The following is an 18,241-nucleotide window of genomic DNA, read 5'->3' as shown; positions in this document are numbered from 1 at the left end:
GGTTCTCCCTAACTCTCCGACACCGTGGCGAGCACGATCTCCGTGACGGCCAATTCGCCGCCTTCTGCAAAAACCAACTCCGAGATCCGGCCGACCGCCTGCAGATCTGCGGCAGCCTGCGCGAGCAGGGCCACCTCTGCAGCCGTACCGCTAATTACAGCAGATGCGACGTCGGTTTTCTGGGACGCTTTTGCATCAGTCTTTCCGCGGCGGATGCCGGTGAGCGCGCGACTGGACAGCTCGAGCAGTGCGGGGTTCCCGCCTGCACCCGCTGCCAGGTCTGCCGCGACCGGCCAGGAGGCCAGGTGCACGGATCCCTCGTTCGACCAGGACCAGGCCTCTTCGGTCGCGAACGGCACGAACGGGGCGAACAGACGGAGCAGGGTCGACAGCGCGGTGCGGAGCGCCGCGACGGCGGAGGCCTGCCCGGCGCCGGCTTCGCCGTACGCGCGTTCCTTGACGAGCTCGAGGTAGTCGTCGCAGAACGTCCAGAAGAAGCTCTCGGTGACTTCGAGGGCGCGGGCGTGGTCGTAGCCCTCGAAGGCGGTCGTCGCCTGGGCGACGACGCTCGTGAGGCGGGCGAGCATGCTGCGGTCCAGGGGCTCGGTGACCGCGGCATCCGCTGCCCCGTCGAAGCCGAGGATGAACTTCGACGCGTTCAGGATCTTGATCGCGAGGCGACGGCCGATCTTGATCTGGGTCGGGTTCTTGGGGTCGAAGGCCGCGTCGGTGCCGAGGCGCGACGATGCCGCCCAGTAGCGCACGGCATCCGACCCGTGCTGCACGAGCATGTCGGCGGGGGTGACGACGTTGCCCTTCGACTTGGACATCTTCTTGCGGTCGGGGTCGACGATGAAGCCGGACAGGGCCGCGTGCTTCCACGGTGACCGGCCGTCCTCGAGCTCGGCGCGGAGCAGGGTGGAGAACAGCCAGGTGCGGATGATGTCCTGGCCCTGCGGGCGGAGCGAGTACGGGTAGACGAGGTCGAAGAGCTGGGGGTCGCGTTCCCAGCCGCCGGCGAGCTGCGGGGTGAGCGAGGACGTCGCCCAGGTGTCCATCACGTCGACCTCTCCGACGAAACCGCCGGCCTGGCCGCGCTGGGTGCTGTCGTATCCCGGCGCGGTGTCGGACGAGGGGTCGACGGGGAGCTGGTCGCGGGTGGCGACGATCGGCTGGTCGAAGACCGGGTTCGCGTCGGCATCCAGCGGGTACCAGATCGGAAGCGGAACGCCGAAGAAACGCTGACGGGACACGAGCCAGTCGCCGGTGAGGCCGTTGACCCAGTTGTCGTAGCGGACCTTCATGAATTCGGGGTGCCACTGCAGGTCGGCACCGTGCGCGAGCAGACGGGACCGGAGTGCCTCGTCGCGGGCCCCGTTGCGGATGTACCACTGGCGGGTCGAGACGATCTCGAGGGGCTTGTCGCCCTTTTCGAAGAACTTGACCGGGTGCACGATCGGCTTCGGCTCGCCGATCATGTCGCCGCTCGCCTTGAGGAGCGCGACGACGGCCTGCTTGGCGGAGAACACGGTCTTTCCGGCAAGCTCCGCGTAGGCGGCGATTCCGGCGGCGCTCGCAATGACCTCGGGCGCCTCGGCGATGATGCGGCCGTCGAAGCCCATGATCGCGCGGTTGGGCAGGTCGAGTTCCCGCCACCAGACCACGTCGGTCACGTCTCCGAAGGTGCAGATCATCGCGATGCCGCTGCCCTTGTCCTTCTGGGCGAGGTGGTGGGCGAGGATGGGCACCTCGACGTCGAAGAGCGGCGTGCGCACGGTCGTGCCGAAGAGGTGCTTGTAGCGTTCGTCGTCGGGATGCGCGACGAGGGCGACGCAGGCCGGCAGCAGCTCGGGCCGGGTGGTCTCGATCTCGATCGTGGATCCGTCCGGCTTCCGGAAGGAGACCCGGTGGTACGCGGCCGGCATGTCCTTGTCCTCGAGCTCGGCCTGGGCGACCGCGGTGCGGAAGGTGACGTCCCAGAGGGTCGGGGCCATCGCCTGGTAGGCCTCGCCGCGGGCGACGTTGCCGAGGAACGCGAGCTGGGAGGAGGCGATCGAGTGCGAACCGATCGTGCGGTAGGTCTGGGTCCAGTCGACGCTCAGGCCGAGGTCGCGCCAGAGCGCTTCGAACTGCTTCTCGTCTTCGAGGGTGAGGCGTTCGCAGAGTTCGATGAAGTTGCGGCGGCTGATCGGCACCTGGTCTGCGGCCTTGGTGCTCTTGCCGTCGCCGCCCTCGAAGGGCGCCGTGAAGTCGGGGGCGTACGGCAGCGACGGGTCGCAGCGCACGCCGTAGTAGTTTTGCACCCGGCGTTCGGTCGGCAGGCCGTTGTCGTCCCAGCCCATCGGGTAGAAGACGTCGCGGCCGCGCATCCGCTGGAACCGCGCAACGACGTCGGTGTGCGTGTAGGAGAACACGTGGCCGATGTGCAGCGAGCCGGACGCGGTCGGCGGGGGAGTGTCGATGGAGAAGATGTTCGCCCGGGTCGCGGAGTCGCGGTCGAAGCGGTAGGTGCCCTCGGTGTCCCAGGTGCCGCCCCATTTGTTCTCGAGGCCCTCGAGGGCTGGCTTATCCGGAACGTTCGGGATCGTCATGTTTCTCCGATTTACTGTCTGCGGCACCGTGTCTGCGGTGAGGTGCCTGAATATTGGCCTTTCCCAACCTACCCGATGCCCCGTTCACCGGCGATTCGGGGGGTCCCGCCCCGCCACCGGTACGTGGGGTGTGCCGAATTCAGGAGTTGCTGCTGTTGTGCGAGGTCGCACCCCCGGAATTCCGGGCAGCGGCAGGCACCGGGGGTCTGAACTCCTGAATTCGGAACAGGTGGGGTCAGGGGGTGGGCAGGCGCGGCACGGCGTCGAGGAGACGGCGGGTGTACGGATGCGCCGGCGCGGCGAAGACCGGCCCGGTCCCGCCCGATTCGACGACCGATCCGTTCTCGATGACGACGATCCGGTCGCTGACGTGCTGCACGACGCCGAGGTCGTGCGAGATGAAGACGAGGCTCAGGCCGAGGTCGCGCTGCAGTTCGTCGAGGAGGTCGAGCACCTGGGCCTGCACGGTCATGTCGAGCGCGGACACCGGTTCGTCGCAGATCAGGATCTGCGGGCGGTTCGCGAGGGCGCGTGCGATGCCGAGTCGCTGCCGTTGGCCGCCGGAGAGTTCGAGCGGTCGCCGGCCGAGCACGGAAGCGGCGAGTCCGACCCGATCGAGGAGTTCGACCGACTGATCAGCGGAGCCGACGACGTCCCGGAGGATGGCGCCGGCGGTGAGTCGCGGGTCGAAGGAGGCGAGCGCATCCTGGTAGACGGCGCCGAGTGCCGCACGCCTGGGGCGTCTGGCGCGCTCGGGGACCCCGCTCCAGGCTTCGCCGAGCACACGGACCTCGCCGGCGTCCGGGGGCTCGAGCGCGAGCAGCAGCCGGGCGAGCGTCGTCTTGCCCGAACCGGACTCGCCGACGATGCCGAGCGTGGTGCCGCGGTCGAGCGTGAAGGAGACGTCGTTCACGGCGAGCAGCCGGCTCCGGTTGGGCATCCGGAAACTCTTGACGAGCCCGGATGCCTCGAGCACGACCCGGCCGGCGGCTGCCGAAACGGACGTTGGGGCGGTCGCCGGAACGGACCCGGAAACGATCGCGGTGAGGACCGCGGGATCGATCTCGGGTTCCGGCCGGTGCGGGCGGTCCTGCGCCGAGAGCCGGGTCCCGCGGGGCCGTCCCGCCGGGACCGCGGCGATCATCCGTTTCGTCTCGGCGTGCTGCGGGTCGGCCAGGAGTGCGCGGGTCGCGCCCGTTTCGACGATCCGGCCACCGCTCATCACCGCGACCCGGTCGGCGATCCGGCTCACGACGGCAAGGTCGTGGCTGATCAGCACGAGGGCCGTCCCCGCCCGCAGCAGTTCCTCGAACAGGTCGAGGATCCGCGCCTGCACGGTCACGTCGAGAGCCGTCGTCGGCTCGTCCGCGATCAGCAGCGGCGGGCGCAGGGCGATCGCGGCGGCGATCAGCGCGCGTTGCCGCTGGCCGCCGGAGAGCTGCCCGGAACGCTGGCCGGCCCGCAGCTCGCCGTCGGGAAGCCCGACCTCGGCGAGGAGCTCGAGCACCCGCCGTGCCCGGGCGCCTGCCGACAAAGACGTGTGCAGGCGCAAGGCGTCGCCGATTTCGCGCCCGATCGGCCGCAGCGGGTCGAGCGAGACGAGCGCGTCCTGCAGCACGAGTCCGACATCGCGGCCTCGCCTGCGCCGCCAGCCTGCCTCGCCGAGACCGAGCACGGATGCCCCGCCGAGGCTCAGCTCGTCGGCGTGCAGCCACGAGCCGGCCCCGGCGAGACCGAGCAGGCTGCGCGCGGTGAGGCTCTTCCCCGAGCCGGATTCGCCGACGATGGCGAGGCATTCCCCGGGAGCGACCTCGAAGGATACGTCGTCGATGAGGGGATTCGTTCCGGGGACGCCGCCGAAACCCACACTCAACCCGCGGACCAGCAGGGCGGGTCCGCGGCGGGGCTTCGCGGCATCCGCTCGGGGGACGGTGCCGGAGAGGGTCCCGGGGTCCGTGCCGGTGGAGCCCGTGCCGGTCGGGATCGGACCGGTCCCGCCTCCGCCGGTCACGCGCGCCCCGCTCATGCGTGCCTCAGTCGTCGTTCGACGGCGCGCCCGAGGACGGTCGCGGAGATCGCGGTGAGCACAACGAAGAGCCCGGGGAAGAAGCTCATCCACACGGCGGTGCTCAGGTAGGTGCGGCCAGCAGAGAGCATCGCGCCCCATTCGGCGGCCGGCGGCTTGGCGCCGAGGCCGAGGTAGCTGAGGGCCGCCGCCCAGATGATGGCCTGGCCGATACCGAGGGTGCCGAGCACGAGAAGCGGCGCGAGGGTGTTGGGCAGGATGTGCCGCAGGAGGATGCGGGCGCGGCTGCGACCGAGAACGGTCGCGGCCTCGACGAAGGCCGAGGAACGCACGGAGACGAGCTGGGCCCGGATGATCCTGGCGTAGCCGGGCGCGGTCGCGAGCCCGACAGCGAGGGTCGCCGTCGCGGGCCCCGGCCCGAAGACCATGATGAACAGCAGGGCGAGCAACAAGCCGGGGAAGGCGAACATGACCTCGAGCAGGCGGTTCACGGTGAAGTCGACGACCGAACCGAGCATGCCGGCCACGGTGCCGAGCACTGCCCCGAACCCGAGGCCGATCAGGGTCGCCGCCACCCCGATCTGGAGCGAGCTCAAGGTGCCGTGGCTGACCCGGGTGTAGACATCACGCCCGGATTCGTCGGTGCCGAACCAGTGCGCCCAGGAGGGGGCCTGGAACGCCGAACGCGGGTCGATCGCGAGCGGGTCTCCCGGCGCCACGAGACCGGGGGCGAGGGTGGCAACGAGCAGGAAGAGCGCGAAGACGGCGGCTAGGACCTCGGTGACGCCGATCCGGCCGGCGATCCTTCTGCCGGACCGGCGCCGTGCCGCCGCCCCGGCGAGACCGGCCTGGATCTCGAGGTCGCTCATGCGCGCCGCAGCCTCGGGTCTGCGATCCGCTGGGCGAGATCGGTCAGGAGGGTCATCAGGATGTATGCGGCCGCGACGAACAGCACGACGCCGATCACGACGGGAACGTCCCGCACCGTGACGGCGTTCAGCAGGGTGCGGCCGAGGCCCGGCCTCGCGAAGATCGTCTCGACGACGACGGCCCCGCTGATCAGCGACCCGAACGCCCACCCGGAGAGACTGATCCCCGGCAGGCTCGCGTGGCGCAGCACGTGCACCCGGCGGATGCCCGCCTCGCTTTCCCCGCGTGCCCGCGCGGAGACGACGAACGGAGCCTCGAGCGCCGTCAGCATCGACTCGCGCATGACCTGGCCGAGGAAACCGGCGAGCGGGATGGCGAGGGTGAGCACGGGCAGCACCAGGCCGGCCGGGCCGGGCGTGCTCACCGGCGGCAACAGGCCGAGCCAGCTGCTGAACACCACGATGAGTGCGCTCGCGAGCCAGAAGTGCGGCAGGGCGGCGGCACCGATCTCGAGTCCGGAGCCCAGCATCCGCCCCCAGCGCCCCGCACGGGTGGAGAACAGGGCGAGGCCGATCGCGAAGAGCCACGCCAGCAGCAGCGAGAGCACGGCGAGGAGGAGGGTACCGCCGAGTTGCCCGAGCAGGAGCGGCGCGACCGGGACGCGGAGGGCGTATGACCGGCCGAGGTCGCCGGTGGCGAGGCGGCCGAGCTCGGCGAGGTACTGCGTGACGATCGGCTGGTCGAGGCCGTACTGGGCGCGCACCGCAGCGAGCGCCTCCGGCGAGGTCTGCGATCCCGGCCCGCCGAGCACGGCCTCAGCCGGGTCGCCGGGGACGAGCCGCATCGCGAAGAACGTCACGGTCGCGACAAGCCAGAGCACGAGAACGGCCCCGCCGATCCGGGCGGCGCCGCGCAGCAGGGCGCGCCGCGGCAGGGCTCGCCGGAGAACGGCCGGCCGCGACGGGTCGGCCGGGTGGGTCGACGTTACCGGTTCAGCCACGCGTCGTAGAACGTGGGCGTCGAGACCGTCGGCATCGCCCGGGTACCGGAGACGACGGAGGAGAGCAGGTAGTGGTTCTGCTGGTCGTACAGCGGTAGAACGTAGAAGCCCTCGAGGACACGGTTCTGGGCCTGCGCGTAGAGTGCGGCGCGCCGGGTCGCATCCGCCGTCTGGGAGGCCTCGGTGAGCCAGGCGTCGACCTCCGGGTCATTCACCTGGGCGTGGTTGGCGAAGTACCCGCTCGGCGCGGGCACGATGCCGGCCGAGTCGAAGAGGGTACGGAGCACGTCGGGGCCGACCTTCGTGTACGGCGCGCTCACCGCGTCGTAGGCGTTCGAGCCGAGGGCGGTGTACCAGGCCGACAGGTCGAGCGGCGAGAGCACGACGTCGAAGCCCACGGTCTTCGCGGTCGCCTGCACCTGCTCGAACAGGGACTGCTCCGCCGGGATCGACTGGTTGGTGCTCACCGGGAACACGACGGACAGGCGCACGCCGTCCTTCGTGCGGTACCCCGCTGAGTCCCGGCCGGTCCAGCCTGCCGAGTCGAGCAGGGTGCCGGCCGCCGTCGGGTCGTAGCCGAACAGGTCCGGCCGGGACACCCCGAGCGGCTCGATGCTCGAGAGCGCGGAGAACGACCGGGTCGCCGTGCCCTGGAACAGGCTCGAGACGGCGGAGTCGACGTCGGAGGCGCGGATGAACGCCTCGCGCACGAGCGGGTCGTTGAACGGGGCCCGGCTGGAGTTAAGCTCGATCCGGTTCGACGCCCCCGGCCGGGGCGCGTCGAGGTGGCGGATGCTGCCGCTCTTCTCCGCCTGCACGATCGTGTCCGGCTGGGCGTTGTCGATCGCGTCAACGGCTCCCGACTGCAGGGCGGCGTAGCGCGACGCGGAGTCGGGGATGAACCGCCAGACGATCGAGTCGAGGTAGGCGGGCCCGGAGTGCGCGGCATCGGCCGGAGGGGAGCTGTACGCGTCGTTCCTGACGAGCGTGATCGCATCCTGCTTGACCCAGGAGGCGACCTCGAACGGGCCGGTGCCGACCGGGGCGGCGCAATTCTCGTCCTGGCTGCGGGCGAGGGCCTTCGGAGACTCCATTGCGAGCCACGGCTGGCTGAGCGACTCGAGCAGGGCGCTGTCGGGTTCGCTCAGGGTCAGGCGCACGACGGTGGGGGAGACCACGGTGGTCGACACCACCTTCCGCACGGCGAGGTACCCGGTCGACGAGCCCGTCTTCGGGTCCTGGACGTGCGCGAGATTCGCCTGCACGGCCGCCGCGTCGAAGGGGGTCCCGTCGGTGAAGGTCACCGTGTCGCGCAGGGTGAAGTCCCAGGCGAGGCCATCGGCGCTCTGCGTCCAGCTCGATGCGAGCCACGGGATGATCGTGCCCGCGCTGTCGCGGGAGACGAGCGATTCGAGGAACTGCGTGCCGACGAGGGCCTGCGGGTAGTTGCCGCCGACGTGCGGGTCGAGGCACGTCGGCTCGGCGTCTCCCGAGGCATAGGTGAGCGTGCCGCCGGAGACCGGAGCGGTGTTCTCCGCGGCCGGTGGCGACGCGGAACACCCGGTCAGGATCAGGGCGATGGCGCCAAGGGCGGAGACGACGGCGAGCGAACGCGGCGCGCGGGAGTGGTGAACCAGAGGGGGCATGGGGGGAAGGAATCTCTCTCGGCGTGGCGGGGCCGTACCGGGTCCCATCGTAAAACATCACGGTCCGGCCCGAAATTCCCGCACCCGGTGCTCCGACGGGATAGAATTACGCTCGCATGACAGTGATCCGGCCATCACCGGTGAGTCTTCGGAAGAACGGGAATCGTCGCAAGGCGGACCCCTGGTAGAACCGAACGGGTCGGGCCCGTCACAGCCTCTGAACAAGCGGTCGTCACAGCTTTAAGACGGCAAGCGAGGTGGTACCGCGTCGAATCTTCCCGGAGCCGGCGTCCTCGTGGAACAGGGCCTGTCGGCCCCTTTTGTCCAGGAGATGCACGTGTACCCCAAAGCCCCGCCCGTCCCGGCAGCAGACGCCCAGCCCGCAGCGCACGATCAGGCCGCGCTCGCCGCAGCCGCTCCCATCGTTCCCTCGCCGAACTTCCCGGCGATCGAGACCGAGGTGCTCGAATACTGGAAGGCCGACGGCACCTTCCAGGCGTCGATCGACAACCGGGCGGATGCCGAGGAATGGGTCTTCTACGACGGCCCGCCCTTCGCGAACGGCGTGCCGCACTACGGCCACCTGCTCACCGGCTACGCGAAGGACCTGTTCCCGCGCTTCCAGACCATGCGCGGCAAGCTCGTGCACCGCCGCTTCGGCTGGGACACCCACGGGCTCCCCGCAGAGCTCGAAGCCGAACGGCAGCTCGGCATCACCGACAAGGCCGACATCGAGAAGCTCGGTATCGCGGCCTTCAACAAGGTCGCCCGCGACTCCGTGCTCAAGTACACCGACGACTGGCAGCGGTACGTCAACCGCCAGGCCCGCTGGGTCGACTTCGAGAACGACTACAAGACCCTCGACATCACCTTCATGGAATCCGTGATCTGGGCGTTCAAGACCCTGCACGACAAGGGCCTCGCCTACGAGGGCTACCGGGTGCTGCCGTACTGCTGGCGCGACCAGACTCCGCTCTCCAACCACGAGCTCGGCATGGACGCGGACGTCTACAAGATGCGCCAGGACCAGACCGTCACCGTGACGTTCCCGCTCGTCGGCACGAAGGCCGAAGCCCTCGGCCTCACCGCCGTGCGCGCCCTCGCCTGGACGACGACCCCCTGGACCCTGCCGACCAACCTGGCCCTCGCCGTCGGCCCGGACATCGTCTACGCCGTCGTCCCGGCCGGCCCGAACGGCACCCCGGACGCGACCGTGCTCCGCGAGGAGGCCGCCTCCGGCAGCGACGCCGCCCGCGTGGACGTCTCCGTCCTCGGCGCCGAGTACCTGATCGCGATCGACCTCGTCGGCAACTACGCCAAGGACCTCGGCTACGACACGCCCGCGGAGGCCTCCGCTGCCGTGTCCCGTACGGTCACGGGGCGCGAACTCGAGGGCGTCGCCTACGACCGCCTCTTCGACTACTACGCCGACGCATCCGTCTGGAACACCCAGAAGGCGTGGACGATCCTGCTCGCCGACTACGTCACGACCGCGGACGGAACCGGCATCGTGCACCAGGCGCCCGCATACGGCGAGGAAGACCAGAAGGCCTGCGAGGCCGCCGGCATCCCCGTGATCATCTCCCTCGACGAGGGCGGCAAGTTCCTCGCCGACGTGCCGGAGGTCGCCGGCCTGCTCTGGTCGGACGCGAACAAGCCGCTCACCCAGATGCTCAAGGCGGAAGGCCGGCTGCTGCGCCAGGCCAGCTACGAGCACTCCTACCCGCACTGCTGGCGCTGCCGCAACCCGCTGATCTACAAGGCCGTGTCGAGCTGGTTCGTGCGCGTCACCGAGTTCCGCGACCGCATGGTCGAACTCAACCAGGACGTCACCTGGGTGCCGGAGAACGTCAAGGACGGCCAGTTCGGCAAGTGGATCGGCAACGCCCGCGACTGGTCGATCAGCCGCAACCGGTACTGGGGATCACCGATCCCGGTCTGGAAGAGCGACGACCCGAACTACCCCCGCACGGATGTCTACGGCTCGCTCGACGAGCTCGAGGCCGACTTCGGGGTGCGCCCGAGCGACCTGCACCGCCCGTACATCGACGAGCTCACCCGGCCGAACCCGGACGACCCGACAGGGAAATCCACGATGCGCCGGATCACCGACGTGCTCGACGTCTGGTTCGACTCCGGGTCGATGCCCTTCGCGGCCGTGCACTACCCCTTCGAGAACCGCGACTGGTTCGACACCCACAACCCGGCGGACTTCATCGTCGAGTACATCGGCCAGACCCGCGGCTGGTTCTACCTGCTGCACGTGCTCTCGACCGCCCTCTTCGACCGGCCGGCATTCACCAACGTCGTGAGCCACGGCATCGTGCTCGGCAACGACGGCCAGAAGATGTCCAAGTCGCTGCGCAACTACCCCGACGTCTTCGAGGTCTTCGACCGCGACGGAAGCGACGCGATGCGCTGGTTCCTGATGAGCTCGTCCGTGCTGCGCGGCGGCAACCTCATCGTCACGGAGGAGGGCATCCGTGAGGCCACCCGCCAGGTGATGCTGCCGCTCTGGAGCACCTGGTACTTCTTCTCGCTCTACGCGAACGCGTCGGGGGAGAACGGCTACGACGCCGTCTGGCGCACCGACTCGACCGACGTGCTCGACCGGTACCTGCTCGCGAAGACCCGCGACCTCATCGTCGACGTCACGAGCGACCTCGAGGCGCTCGACTCGACCCAGGCGACCGCCCGGCTTCGCGACTTCGCCGACGTGCTGACCAACTGGTACGTGCGGCGCTCGCGTGACCGGTTCTGGACCGGCGCGGTCGCAGGCGGCACCGCGACGGAAGCCTTCGACACCCTGTACACCGTGCTCGAGACCGTGTGCCGGGTCGCCGCCCCGCTTCTCCCGCTCGTCACCGAGCGGATCTGGCAGGGACTGACCGCCGGCCGCAGCGTGCACCTGACGGACTGGCCGGACGCCGACCTCTTCCCGTCGGACCACGGCCTCGTCACCGCGATGGACCAGGTCCGCACGATCAGCTCCACCGTGCTCTCGCTGCGCAAGCAGGCCGGCCTGCGCGTGCGGCTGCCGCTCGCGCAGCTCACCGTCGTCACGAGCGGAACGGCGGCACTCGCCCCCTTCGAGGCGATCCTGCGCGACGAACTCAACGTGAAGAGCGTGAGCCTCGTCGAGCTCGCCGAGGACAGCGCTGCGGACTACGGCATCACCTCCCGGCTCACCGTCAACGCCCGTGCCGCAGGGCCCCGGATCGGCAAGCAGGTCCAGGTCGCGATCAAGGCCGCGCGCAGCGGAGACTGGAGCGAGACGGACGGCGTCGTGACCGCCGGCGGCATCGCGCTCGAGGCCGGCGAATACGAACTCGTGCTGGAGGCCGGCACAGGAGCGGGGAACACCGACGCGGCATCCGCGGGAGTCACGCAGACCGGACCCGCCCTCGCCCTGCTGCAGGGCGGCGGGTTCGTGCTGCTCGACACCGTGACCACGCCGGAGCTCGAGGCAGAGGGCTTCGCCCGCGACCTGATCCGCGCCGTCCAGGACACCCGCAAGTCGGCCGGATTCTTCGTGGCCGACCGGATCCGCCTCGACCTCGTCTTCTTTGACCAGGCCGACCTCGACACCCTGCGCCTCGCGCCGGGCGTCGACGTGGCCGCGGAAACGCTCACCGTGCGCTTCGCCGCGCACGCCCCGACCGAGGTCGACCCGGCCATCCTCACGGGCGCCGTGCCCTCAGAATGGCTCGAACTGCTCGCCGGCGCGCCCGTCGAGCACTACGTGCGCTTCGAGGCCGGCCGCTACGCCAACCGCGGGCCGGTGCTCGTCGCCGTCGCCCGAGAGAACGGAATCGTGAATGTCTGATTCGATGGACCAGAACCTGCCAGAAGACAACGAGTACCGCGACGCCGGTGAGGCCGTCTTCGCCGCCCTGCTCGACCGGGTCGGCGAAGCCGCCCCGCGCCCCCGCCTCGGCCCGACCCGTCGGGTCGTCGAGCTCCTCGGCGACCCGCAGACCACGTACCCGGTGATCCACATCACCGGCACCAACGGCAAGACCAGCACGAGCCGGATCACCGAGAGCATCCTGCGCGCATACGGACTGCGCACCGGCATGATGACGAGCCCGCACCTGGTGCGCCTCAACGAACGGATCGTGATCGACGGGGAACCGATCAGCGACCGGGACCTCGCGGCGAACTGGGAGGACATCCAGCCGTACCTCGCGATCGTCGACGCCGAACTCGGTGCCAAGGACGAAGAACCGCTCACCTTCTTCGAGGCGCTCACCGTGCTCGCCTTCGCCTGTTTCGCCGACGCACCCGTCGACGTCGCCGTGATCGAGGTCGGCATGGGCGGAGAGTGGGATTCCACCAACGTCGCAGACGGCCTCGTCGCCGTCGTCACCCCGGTCGCGCTCGACCACACCAAACGGCTCGGCGGCACGGTCGCGGAGATCGCCCGGACCAAGGCCGGGATCATCAAGCCCGCGGCATCCGTGGTCAGCGCCCGGCAGGCCGAGACCGTGCAGGCCGAGCTGGAACGTGCCGTCGAACTGACCGACTCGACCCTCGCGAGCGAGGGGGAGGAGTTTGCCCTGCTCGACAGCCAGGTCGGCGTCGGCGGGCAGCTCATCACGGTCCGCGGCCTCGCTGCGACGTACACCGACCTGTTCCTGCCGATGTACGGCACCCACCAGGCCCACAACGCGGCCGTCGCGATCGCCGCCGTCGAGTCCTTCCTCGGCGCGGGCACCCGTCCGCTCGACCACGACATCCTCGCGGAGGGGCTCGCGACCGCGACCTCGCCCGGCCGGCTGCAGCTCGTCGGCGTCGAACCGACCGTGCTCGTGGATGCCGCACACAACCCGCACGGGGCCGGCGCCCTGGCCGAGGCCCTCGGCACCTACTTCCACTTCGATGAGGTCGTCGCCGTGATCGGAATCCTCGCCGACAAGGACGCCGCGGGCATCGTCGCGGCGCTCGCCCCCGTCGTCACCCGGTTCCACGTCACCCAGTCCCAGTCCGACCGGGCCATCCCCGTCGACGACCTCGCCGACATCGTCGCCGCCGGAACGAACGAGGATGCCGTCAGCCGCTTCGACGACGTCGCAGACGCGCTCGACGCCGCCAGGACCTGGGCCGCGGACGCCCCGCGCCGCGGAGTGATCGTCACCGGTTCGATCACCCTCGTCGGGGAGGCACTGTCCCTCGCGGCCGCCCGCGAATGGCTCAAGAAGTGACCGACGCCCCGCGCGGGCGGCGACCGCGGTCGGTGCGCGAGTCGCTCGCCTCGATCGTGCTCGGCTTCGAGACGATCATCGTGTTCCTCGCGGCGCTGCTGCTCTTCGGGCTCGGCTCGCTGCCGGCCTGGCTCGCCCTCGGCGGGGGAGCGCTGCTCTGCCTCGTGATGGTCGCGACGATCGGCCTGCTCCGCTACAACTGGTCGTACGCGATCGGCTGGCTCGTCCAGGCCGTCATCGTCCTGACCGGGTTCGTCAACCCGGCCATGTTCATCGTCGGCGCACTGTTCACCGCCATGTGGGCATACTGCATGGTCACCGGCTCGAGATTAGACAACAACAAGGAGAATTCATGAGCACCCCGGTCCAAGAAACCCTCGTCCTGGTGAAGCCAGACGGCGTCGCCCGCAACCTCTCCGGAGAGATCCTGCGACGCATCGAGCAGAAGGGGTACTCCCTCGTCGACATCAAACTCGTCCAGGCCGACCGTTCCCTGCTCGCCGAGCACTACGCCGAGCACGCGGGCAAGCCGTTCTTCGAGCCCCTCGTCGAGTTCATGGAGAGCGGGCCGATCCTCGCCATCCGCATCGCGGGCGAACGGGTCATCGAGGGCTTCCGTTCCCTCGCCGGCACGACGGATCCCACGACCGCGGCGCCGGGCACGATCCGCGGAGACCTCGGTCGCGACTGGGGCTCCAAGGTCCAGCAAAACCTCGTGCACGGCTCGGACTCGCCCGAGTCCGCCGCCCGCGAACTGGCCCTCTGGTTCGACTAGCACCTGCCGCACTGCCGAGTGTCGCCGTTCCCGCCGAGAGTAGTCGGCGGAACGGCGACACTCGGCGGTTAAGGCGACAGTCGGCATCCGTTCGACCGAGCGGATGCCGTGGGCGGGGCGGGTGCCTGGGCAGTCCGACTAGAGGCGGTGCAGGAAGTCCATCTTGAGCTGGGCGACCGTCGCGGCCACGAGGTAGCAGCCGATCGTGATGACGACGATCCACGAGGAAGCGCCGACGGCGAAGCGCCGAACCCCGGCCGGAACCGGGATCGTGCCCGTCCGGAGGTTGTACAGGGTCACGGCCAGGAACATCGGGATCGTGACGACCCAGGTGACCATGCACCACGGGCACAGCACGTCGAGGACGAAGAAGCTCTGGCCCATCAGCCAGATCACGAAGACGAGCGCGAGCGCCACACCGACGTTGAGTCCGATCCAGAACCAGCGGGCGAAGCGGGCGCCGGCGAGGATCGCGGCGCCGATCGTGATGACGACCGTCCACGCGATGAGTCCGATCAGCGGGTTCGGGAAACCGAAGAGCGCACCCTGCCAGGAGCCGAGGTTAGTGCTGCAGCCGACGAGCACGCTGAAGTTGCAGGAGAGCTGCGCCTGCGGATCTTCGAGGATGGCGATCTTGTCGAGGGTGAGCGCGAAGGCCGCGGCAAGGGCGATCGCACCCCCGATGATCATAAAGACGGCGAGCCCGGTGGGGCGCTTGATTTGCTCGGTCTGATGCACCTCAGGATTATGTCATGCGCCTCGCACTCGATCCTGAACAATACATGCGATAATCAACGAGGATGCTCGAGCCGCGCTCGAGCACAGCCAGAGAAGGCTTAATGGGCCGTAACAGCCCAGATTCATTGGTCCCACGACCAAAGGTATTAGCAGCCAGAGCCAAGAGCCGGTTGCGAACGAAAAGGATTCCCGAGGTGAACGCGCAAGCGTTTTTCTCGCACGAGAGAGTAGCCGGATGGGTGGCGCGGTCGCCCAAAACGGTCAAGGAGCGCACCAGCAATGGTGGAAGACAACGAAAACACCAAAAAACGCAAAGGTCTGTTCGGATCCCGCCGTCGGCGTGTAGCCGCTGCGGCGATCGCGCCCGCGGAAGCAACGGCCCCGGCGCCCAGCGCCGCGACCGAAACCGTGGAGGCACCGACAGCACCATTCCTCGAGGGGGAGCCCGCACCCTGGGCATCCACCGCGACGACCCCAGCCGAACAGGACACCACCGTGGACCAGCCGACTCCGCCAGACGAACCCGCACAGCCGGTTCGCAGGCCCTCGACCTCTCTTCTCTTCCAGGCGCCGAACATCGTGCCGCTCCCGGCCCGCGCCGGGGCCAGGCGCGACGATTCACACCCCTACGACGATCGTCAGGACGGCAACCGCTCAGACGGAGACCGTCAGGACAACCGCTCGGGTAACCGCCAGGACGGCAACCGGTCGGACTCCAACCGCCAGGACAACGGCACGGACAATCGTCACGACCGCAACCGGTCGGACAACCGCTCCGAGCGAGACGAGTACCCGGACGAGACCTCGACGGTCCGCCGCCGTGCCCGCCGCCGCCCGGGCGACGAGAACCGTTCCGGTGCGGACGACCCGGCCAACACTGTCGTCAGGGTCCGCGTTCCGCGCGAACCCGAGCTCATCACCGAGCCGCAGCGCATCAAGGGCTCGACCCGTCTCGAGGCCAAGAAGCAGCGCCGCCGCGACGGCCGCGACGCCGGCCGCCGCCGTCCCGTCATCACGGAGGCCGAGTTCCTCGCCCGACGCGAATCGGTCGACCGCGTAATGGTCGTGCGCGCCAAGCACAACAAGATCCAGATCGGCGTCCTCGAGGACGGCGTGCTCGTCGAGCACTACGTCGCCAAGAATCAGGACGCATCCCTGATCGGGAATGTGTATCTCGGCCGGGTACAGAATGTGCTCCCGAGCATGGAAGCAGCCTTCGTCGACATCGGACGCGGCCGCAATGCCGTTCTGTACTCCGGTGAGGTCGACTGGGAGGCCGCCGCGGAACACGCCGCCAACAGCAACCAGGCCCGTCGCATCGAGCTCGCGCTCAAGCCCGGTGACAAGGTGCTCGTCCAGGTCACCAAGGACCCGATCGGCCACAAGGGCGCCCGGCTCACCAGCCAGGTCTCGCTGCCCGGCCGGTACCTCGTCTACGTGCCGAACGGATCGATGAACGGCATCAGCCGCAAGCTCCCGGACACCGAGCGCGCCCGTCTGAAGAAGATCCTCAAAGAGGTCCTGCCGGACAACACCGGCGTGATCGTGCGCACCGCCGCAGAAGGCGCCACCGACGAACAGCTGACGCTCGACGTCAACCGCCTTACCGAGCAGTGGGCGTCCATCTCACAGCTCGTCGACACCGTCCAGGCCCCTGCGCTGCTGCACGGCGAGCCCGACCTGCTGATCAAGATCGTGCGCGACGTCTTCAACGAGGACTTCCAGAAGATGGTCATCTCCGGGGACGAAGCCCGCGAGACGATCCAGACCTACCTCGGCCAGGTCGCCCCCGACCTCGTCGACCGGGTCGAGCGCTACGAGGGCGAGAACGACGCCTTCGACGAATACCGCATCTCCGAGCAGATCGAAAAGGCCCTCGACCGCAAGGTGTGGCTGCCCTCCGGCGGCTCCCTCGTGATCGACCGCACCGAGGCCATGACCGTCGTCGACGTCAACACGGGCAAGTTCGTCGGATCCGGCGGCAACCTCGAGGAAACCGTCACGAAGAACAACCTCGAGGCCGCAGAGGAGATCGTGCGCCAGCTGCGGCTGCGCGACATCGGTGGCATCATCGTCGTCGACTTCATCGACATGGTGCTCGAGACCAACCGCGACCTCGTGCTCCGCCGCCTGCTCGAATGCCTGAGCCGCGACCGCACCAAGCACCAGGTCGCCGAGGTCACCTCGCTCGGTCTCGTGCAGATGACCCGCAAGAAGCTCGGACTCGGGCTCCTCGAGTCCTTCAGCGAGAACTGCGAGGCCTGTGCGGGCCGCGGAGTCGTCATTCACCACGATCCCGTCACCAAGCACCGCCAGACGGCGCAGCCGCCCCAGGAGCGCCGCCCGCGCAGCAAGTCGGGCAACTCCGGCAACGACAACGGCAACGGTGGCAACGGTAACGGTGGCAACAACGGCCACCGCGGCGGGAATTCCGGCGGCAACGGCTCTCAGTCATCCGCGTCCGAGCAGGCGAAGGCCACATCGGGCACGCACGGGATCACCGAGGACGCCAAGCACGCCCTCGCCCTGATCGCGGCGAGGACCATCCCACGCGCGCTGACCGGGTCCATCCCGATCATCCACGTGCCGGATGCCCCCGCGTCGGTGCCCGTGTCCGCTGCGGTGGACGCGAACGAGGCATCCGCCCCGGTCTCGCCCGTCGCCGAGGCTCCCGTCGCTCCCGTGGAGACGCCGAGCGTCACCCAGGCAGTAGCCGCTGACCCGACCGAGGCCAACACCGGTTCCGTCGAGATCCTCGACATCCCGGTGCGGAAGTCGTCCCGCACCCGCCGCACCGTGAGCAAGCAGGTCACCGACCAGCTGCTCGACTCGGTGCTCGAGTCGCTCCCCGAGCCCAAGCAGCCCGGGCAGGGTCGCTCGCGCAGCCGTCGGGTCACGACCGCCGGAGGTTCGACGTCGAACGCGCAGCCCATCGTGCTGTCGGCACGGGAGACGCAGAACTAGTCCAGCGCATTCCGGTGCACCCCGGATGAACGGCGGTCGACTTCGGTCGGCCGCCGTTTTGTGTACCTGCGGCACCAGCGACACGCCGCAGGACCGCCGGAGTTCAGCGCCCGGAGCGCTCGCGTCCCGAAACGCGGAGCCCGCTCGCGCGTAAGCGCAGCACGAGCTCCCTGTTGCCCACCGGAAGTGCCCCAGCAGCCACGAGGGCCTCGTAGCGGTGCTCGGGCACGTCGTAGTGGTCCAGGTCGAAACCGCGCCGGGGAATGCCATTCGCAGCGGCGAAATCATGCAATTCTTCCAGCGACACGTCGCTGACGAGGTGCGACCAGACCGTATCGTGCGCGGGCCATGTAGGCTGATCTATCAACACGGTCATCCCAAGATTGTATGTTCTCCGCGGCCTTGTGCCGGGGGAGCCGACGATCCC

Annotated in this window: 12 protein-coding genes; 5 read left to right on the top strand and 7 right to left on the bottom strand. The window is 69.3% G+C overall.

Annotation, left to right across the window (positions count from 1 at the left end):
- Nucleotides 1-8: 8 nt before the first annotated feature.
- The 5 genes from valS to E3O44_RS02370 form a co-directional block, all read right to left on the bottom strand.
- A complete protein-coding gene (gene valS / locus E3O44_RS02390) occupies nucleotides 9-2,591 on the bottom strand; it encodes a valine--tRNA ligase (protein WP_134532141.1) in 2,583 nt (860 codons plus the stop codon).
- 235 nt (nucleotides 2,592-2,826) lie between these two features.
- The gene (locus tag E3O44_RS02385) at nucleotides 2,827-4,617 is read right to left on the bottom strand and encodes a dipeptide ABC transporter ATP-binding protein (RefSeq protein ID WP_134532139.1); all 1,791 of its coding nucleotides are present in this window, start codon (nucleotides 4,615-4,617) and stop codon (nucleotides 2,827-2,829) included.
- A complete protein-coding gene (locus E3O44_RS02380) occupies nucleotides 4,614-5,486 on the bottom strand; it encodes an ABC transporter permease (RefSeq protein WP_134532137.1) in 873 nt (290 codons plus the stop codon). Before E3O44_RS02380 ends, E3O44_RS02385 begins: the two co-directional genes overlap by 4 nt.
- Nucleotides 5,483-6,487 (bottom strand): ABC transporter permease, encoded by a 1,005-nt coding sequence (locus E3O44_RS02375; protein ID WP_420897903.1) that lies wholly within the window; start codon nucleotides 6,485-6,487, stop codon nucleotides 5,483-5,485. Before E3O44_RS02375 ends, E3O44_RS02380 begins: the two co-directional genes overlap by 4 nt.
- Nucleotides 6,472-8,133, bottom strand: a complete 1,662-nt coding sequence (locus E3O44_RS02370) for an ABC transporter substrate-binding protein (RefSeq protein WP_134532135.1) — start codon at nucleotides 8,131-8,133, stop codon at nucleotides 6,472-6,474. Before E3O44_RS02370 ends, E3O44_RS02375 begins: the two co-directional genes overlap by 16 nt.
- A 331-nt stretch (nucleotides 8,134-8,464) precedes the next feature.
- On the opposite strand from E3O44_RS02370, the gene ileS reads away from it, so the two are divergent.
- From ileS to ndk, 4 genes are read left to right on the top strand one after another with little or no spacing between them, the layout of a single operon-like run.
- Nucleotides 8,465-11,959, top strand: coding sequence for an isoleucine--tRNA ligase (gene ileS / locus E3O44_RS02365; protein WP_134532133.1), 3,495 nt, complete (start codon nucleotides 8,465-8,467; stop codon nucleotides 11,957-11,959).
- Nucleotides 11,952-13,337 carry a bifunctional folylpolyglutamate synthase/dihydrofolate synthase gene (locus E3O44_RS02360; protein ID WP_241975967.1) on the top strand — a complete coding sequence of 462 codons (1,386 nt, stop codon included), beginning with the start codon at nucleotides 11,952-11,954 and terminating at the stop codon, nucleotides 13,335-13,337. Before ileS ends, E3O44_RS02360 begins: the two co-directional genes overlap by 8 nt.
- Nucleotides 13,334-13,693 carry a DUF4233 domain-containing protein gene (locus tag E3O44_RS02355; protein ID WP_241975965.1) on the top strand — a complete coding sequence of 120 codons (360 nt, stop codon included), beginning with the start codon at nucleotides 13,334-13,336 and terminating at the stop codon, nucleotides 13,691-13,693. Before E3O44_RS02360 ends, E3O44_RS02355 begins: the two co-directional genes overlap by 4 nt.
- Nucleotides 13,690-14,112, top strand: coding sequence for a nucleoside-diphosphate kinase (ndk, locus tag E3O44_RS02350; RefSeq protein WP_134532129.1), 423 nt, complete (start codon nucleotides 13,690-13,692; stop codon nucleotides 14,110-14,112). The genes E3O44_RS02355 and ndk overlap by 4 nt, the downstream gene beginning before the upstream one ends.
- 138 nt (nucleotides 14,113-14,250) lie before the next feature.
- On the opposite strand, the gene E3O44_RS02345 is transcribed toward ndk, so the two are convergent.
- Entirely contained in the window at nucleotides 14,251-14,850 is a 600-nt protein-coding gene (locus E3O44_RS02345; RefSeq protein ID WP_241975963.1) for a vitamin K epoxide reductase family protein, read from the bottom strand.
- 279 nt (nucleotides 14,851-15,129) lie between these two features.
- On the opposite strand from E3O44_RS02345, the gene E3O44_RS02340 reads away from it, so the two are divergent.
- Nucleotides 15,130-17,814 carry an Rne/Rng family ribonuclease gene (locus E3O44_RS02340; RefSeq protein WP_134532127.1) on the top strand — a complete coding sequence of 895 codons (2,685 nt, stop codon included), beginning with the start codon at nucleotides 15,130-15,132 and terminating at the stop codon, nucleotides 17,812-17,814.
- 103 nt (nucleotides 17,815-17,917) lie between these two features.
- Here the strand turns inward: E3O44_RS02340 and E3O44_RS02335 are convergent, their stop codons facing one another.
- On the bottom strand, nucleotides 17,918-18,190 hold the full coding sequence (locus tag E3O44_RS02335; protein WP_134532125.1) for a DUF4031 domain-containing protein: 273 nt from the start codon (nucleotides 18,188-18,190) through the stop codon (nucleotides 17,918-17,920).
- Nucleotides 18,191-18,241: the final 51 nt, after the last annotated feature.

Source organism: Cryobacterium algoricola, assembly GCF_004402485.1.
GTDB lineage: Bacteria > Actinomycetota > Actinomycetes > Actinomycetales > Microbacteriaceae > Cryobacterium > Cryobacterium algoricola.
Note: the sequence above shows the minus strand (reverse complement) of the source record. Positions and strands in the feature narration are given on the sequence as shown.

Bases quoted from the DNA above. Each gene is read 5' to 3' on its own strand.
- valS (WP_134532141.1), bottom strand. From the start codon at position 2,591: ATGACGATCCCGAACGTTCCGGATAAGCCAGCCCTCGAGGGCCTCGAG.
- E3O44_RS02385 (WP_134532139.1), bottom strand. From the start codon at position 4,617: ATGAGCGGGGCGCGCGTGACCGGCGGAGGCGGGACCGGTCCGATCCCG.
- E3O44_RS02380 (WP_134532137.1), bottom strand. From the start codon at position 5,486: ATGAGCGACCTCGAGATCCAGGCCGGTCTCGCCGGGGCGGCGGCACGG.
- E3O44_RS02370 (WP_134532135.1), bottom strand. From the start codon at position 8,133: ATGCCCCCTCTGGTTCACCACTCCCGCGCGCCGCGTTCGCTCGCCGTC.
- ileS (WP_134532133.1), top strand. From the start codon at position 8,465: ATGCACGTGTACCCCAAAGCCCCGCCCGTCCCGGCAGCAGACGCCCAG.
- E3O44_RS02360 (WP_241975967.1), top strand. From the start codon at position 11,952: ATGTCTGATTCGATGGACCAGAACCTGCCAGAAGACAACGAGTACCGC.
- ndk (WP_134532129.1), top strand. From the start codon at position 13,690: ATGAGCACCCCGGTCCAAGAAACCCTCGTCCTGGTGAAGCCAGACGGC.
- E3O44_RS02340 (WP_134532127.1), top strand. From the start codon at position 15,130: ATGGTGGAAGACAACGAAAACACCAAAAAACGCAAAGGTCTGTTCGGA.
- E3O44_RS02335 (WP_134532125.1), bottom strand. From the start codon at position 18,190: ATGACCGTGTTGATAGATCAGCCTACATGGCCCGCGCACGATACGGTC.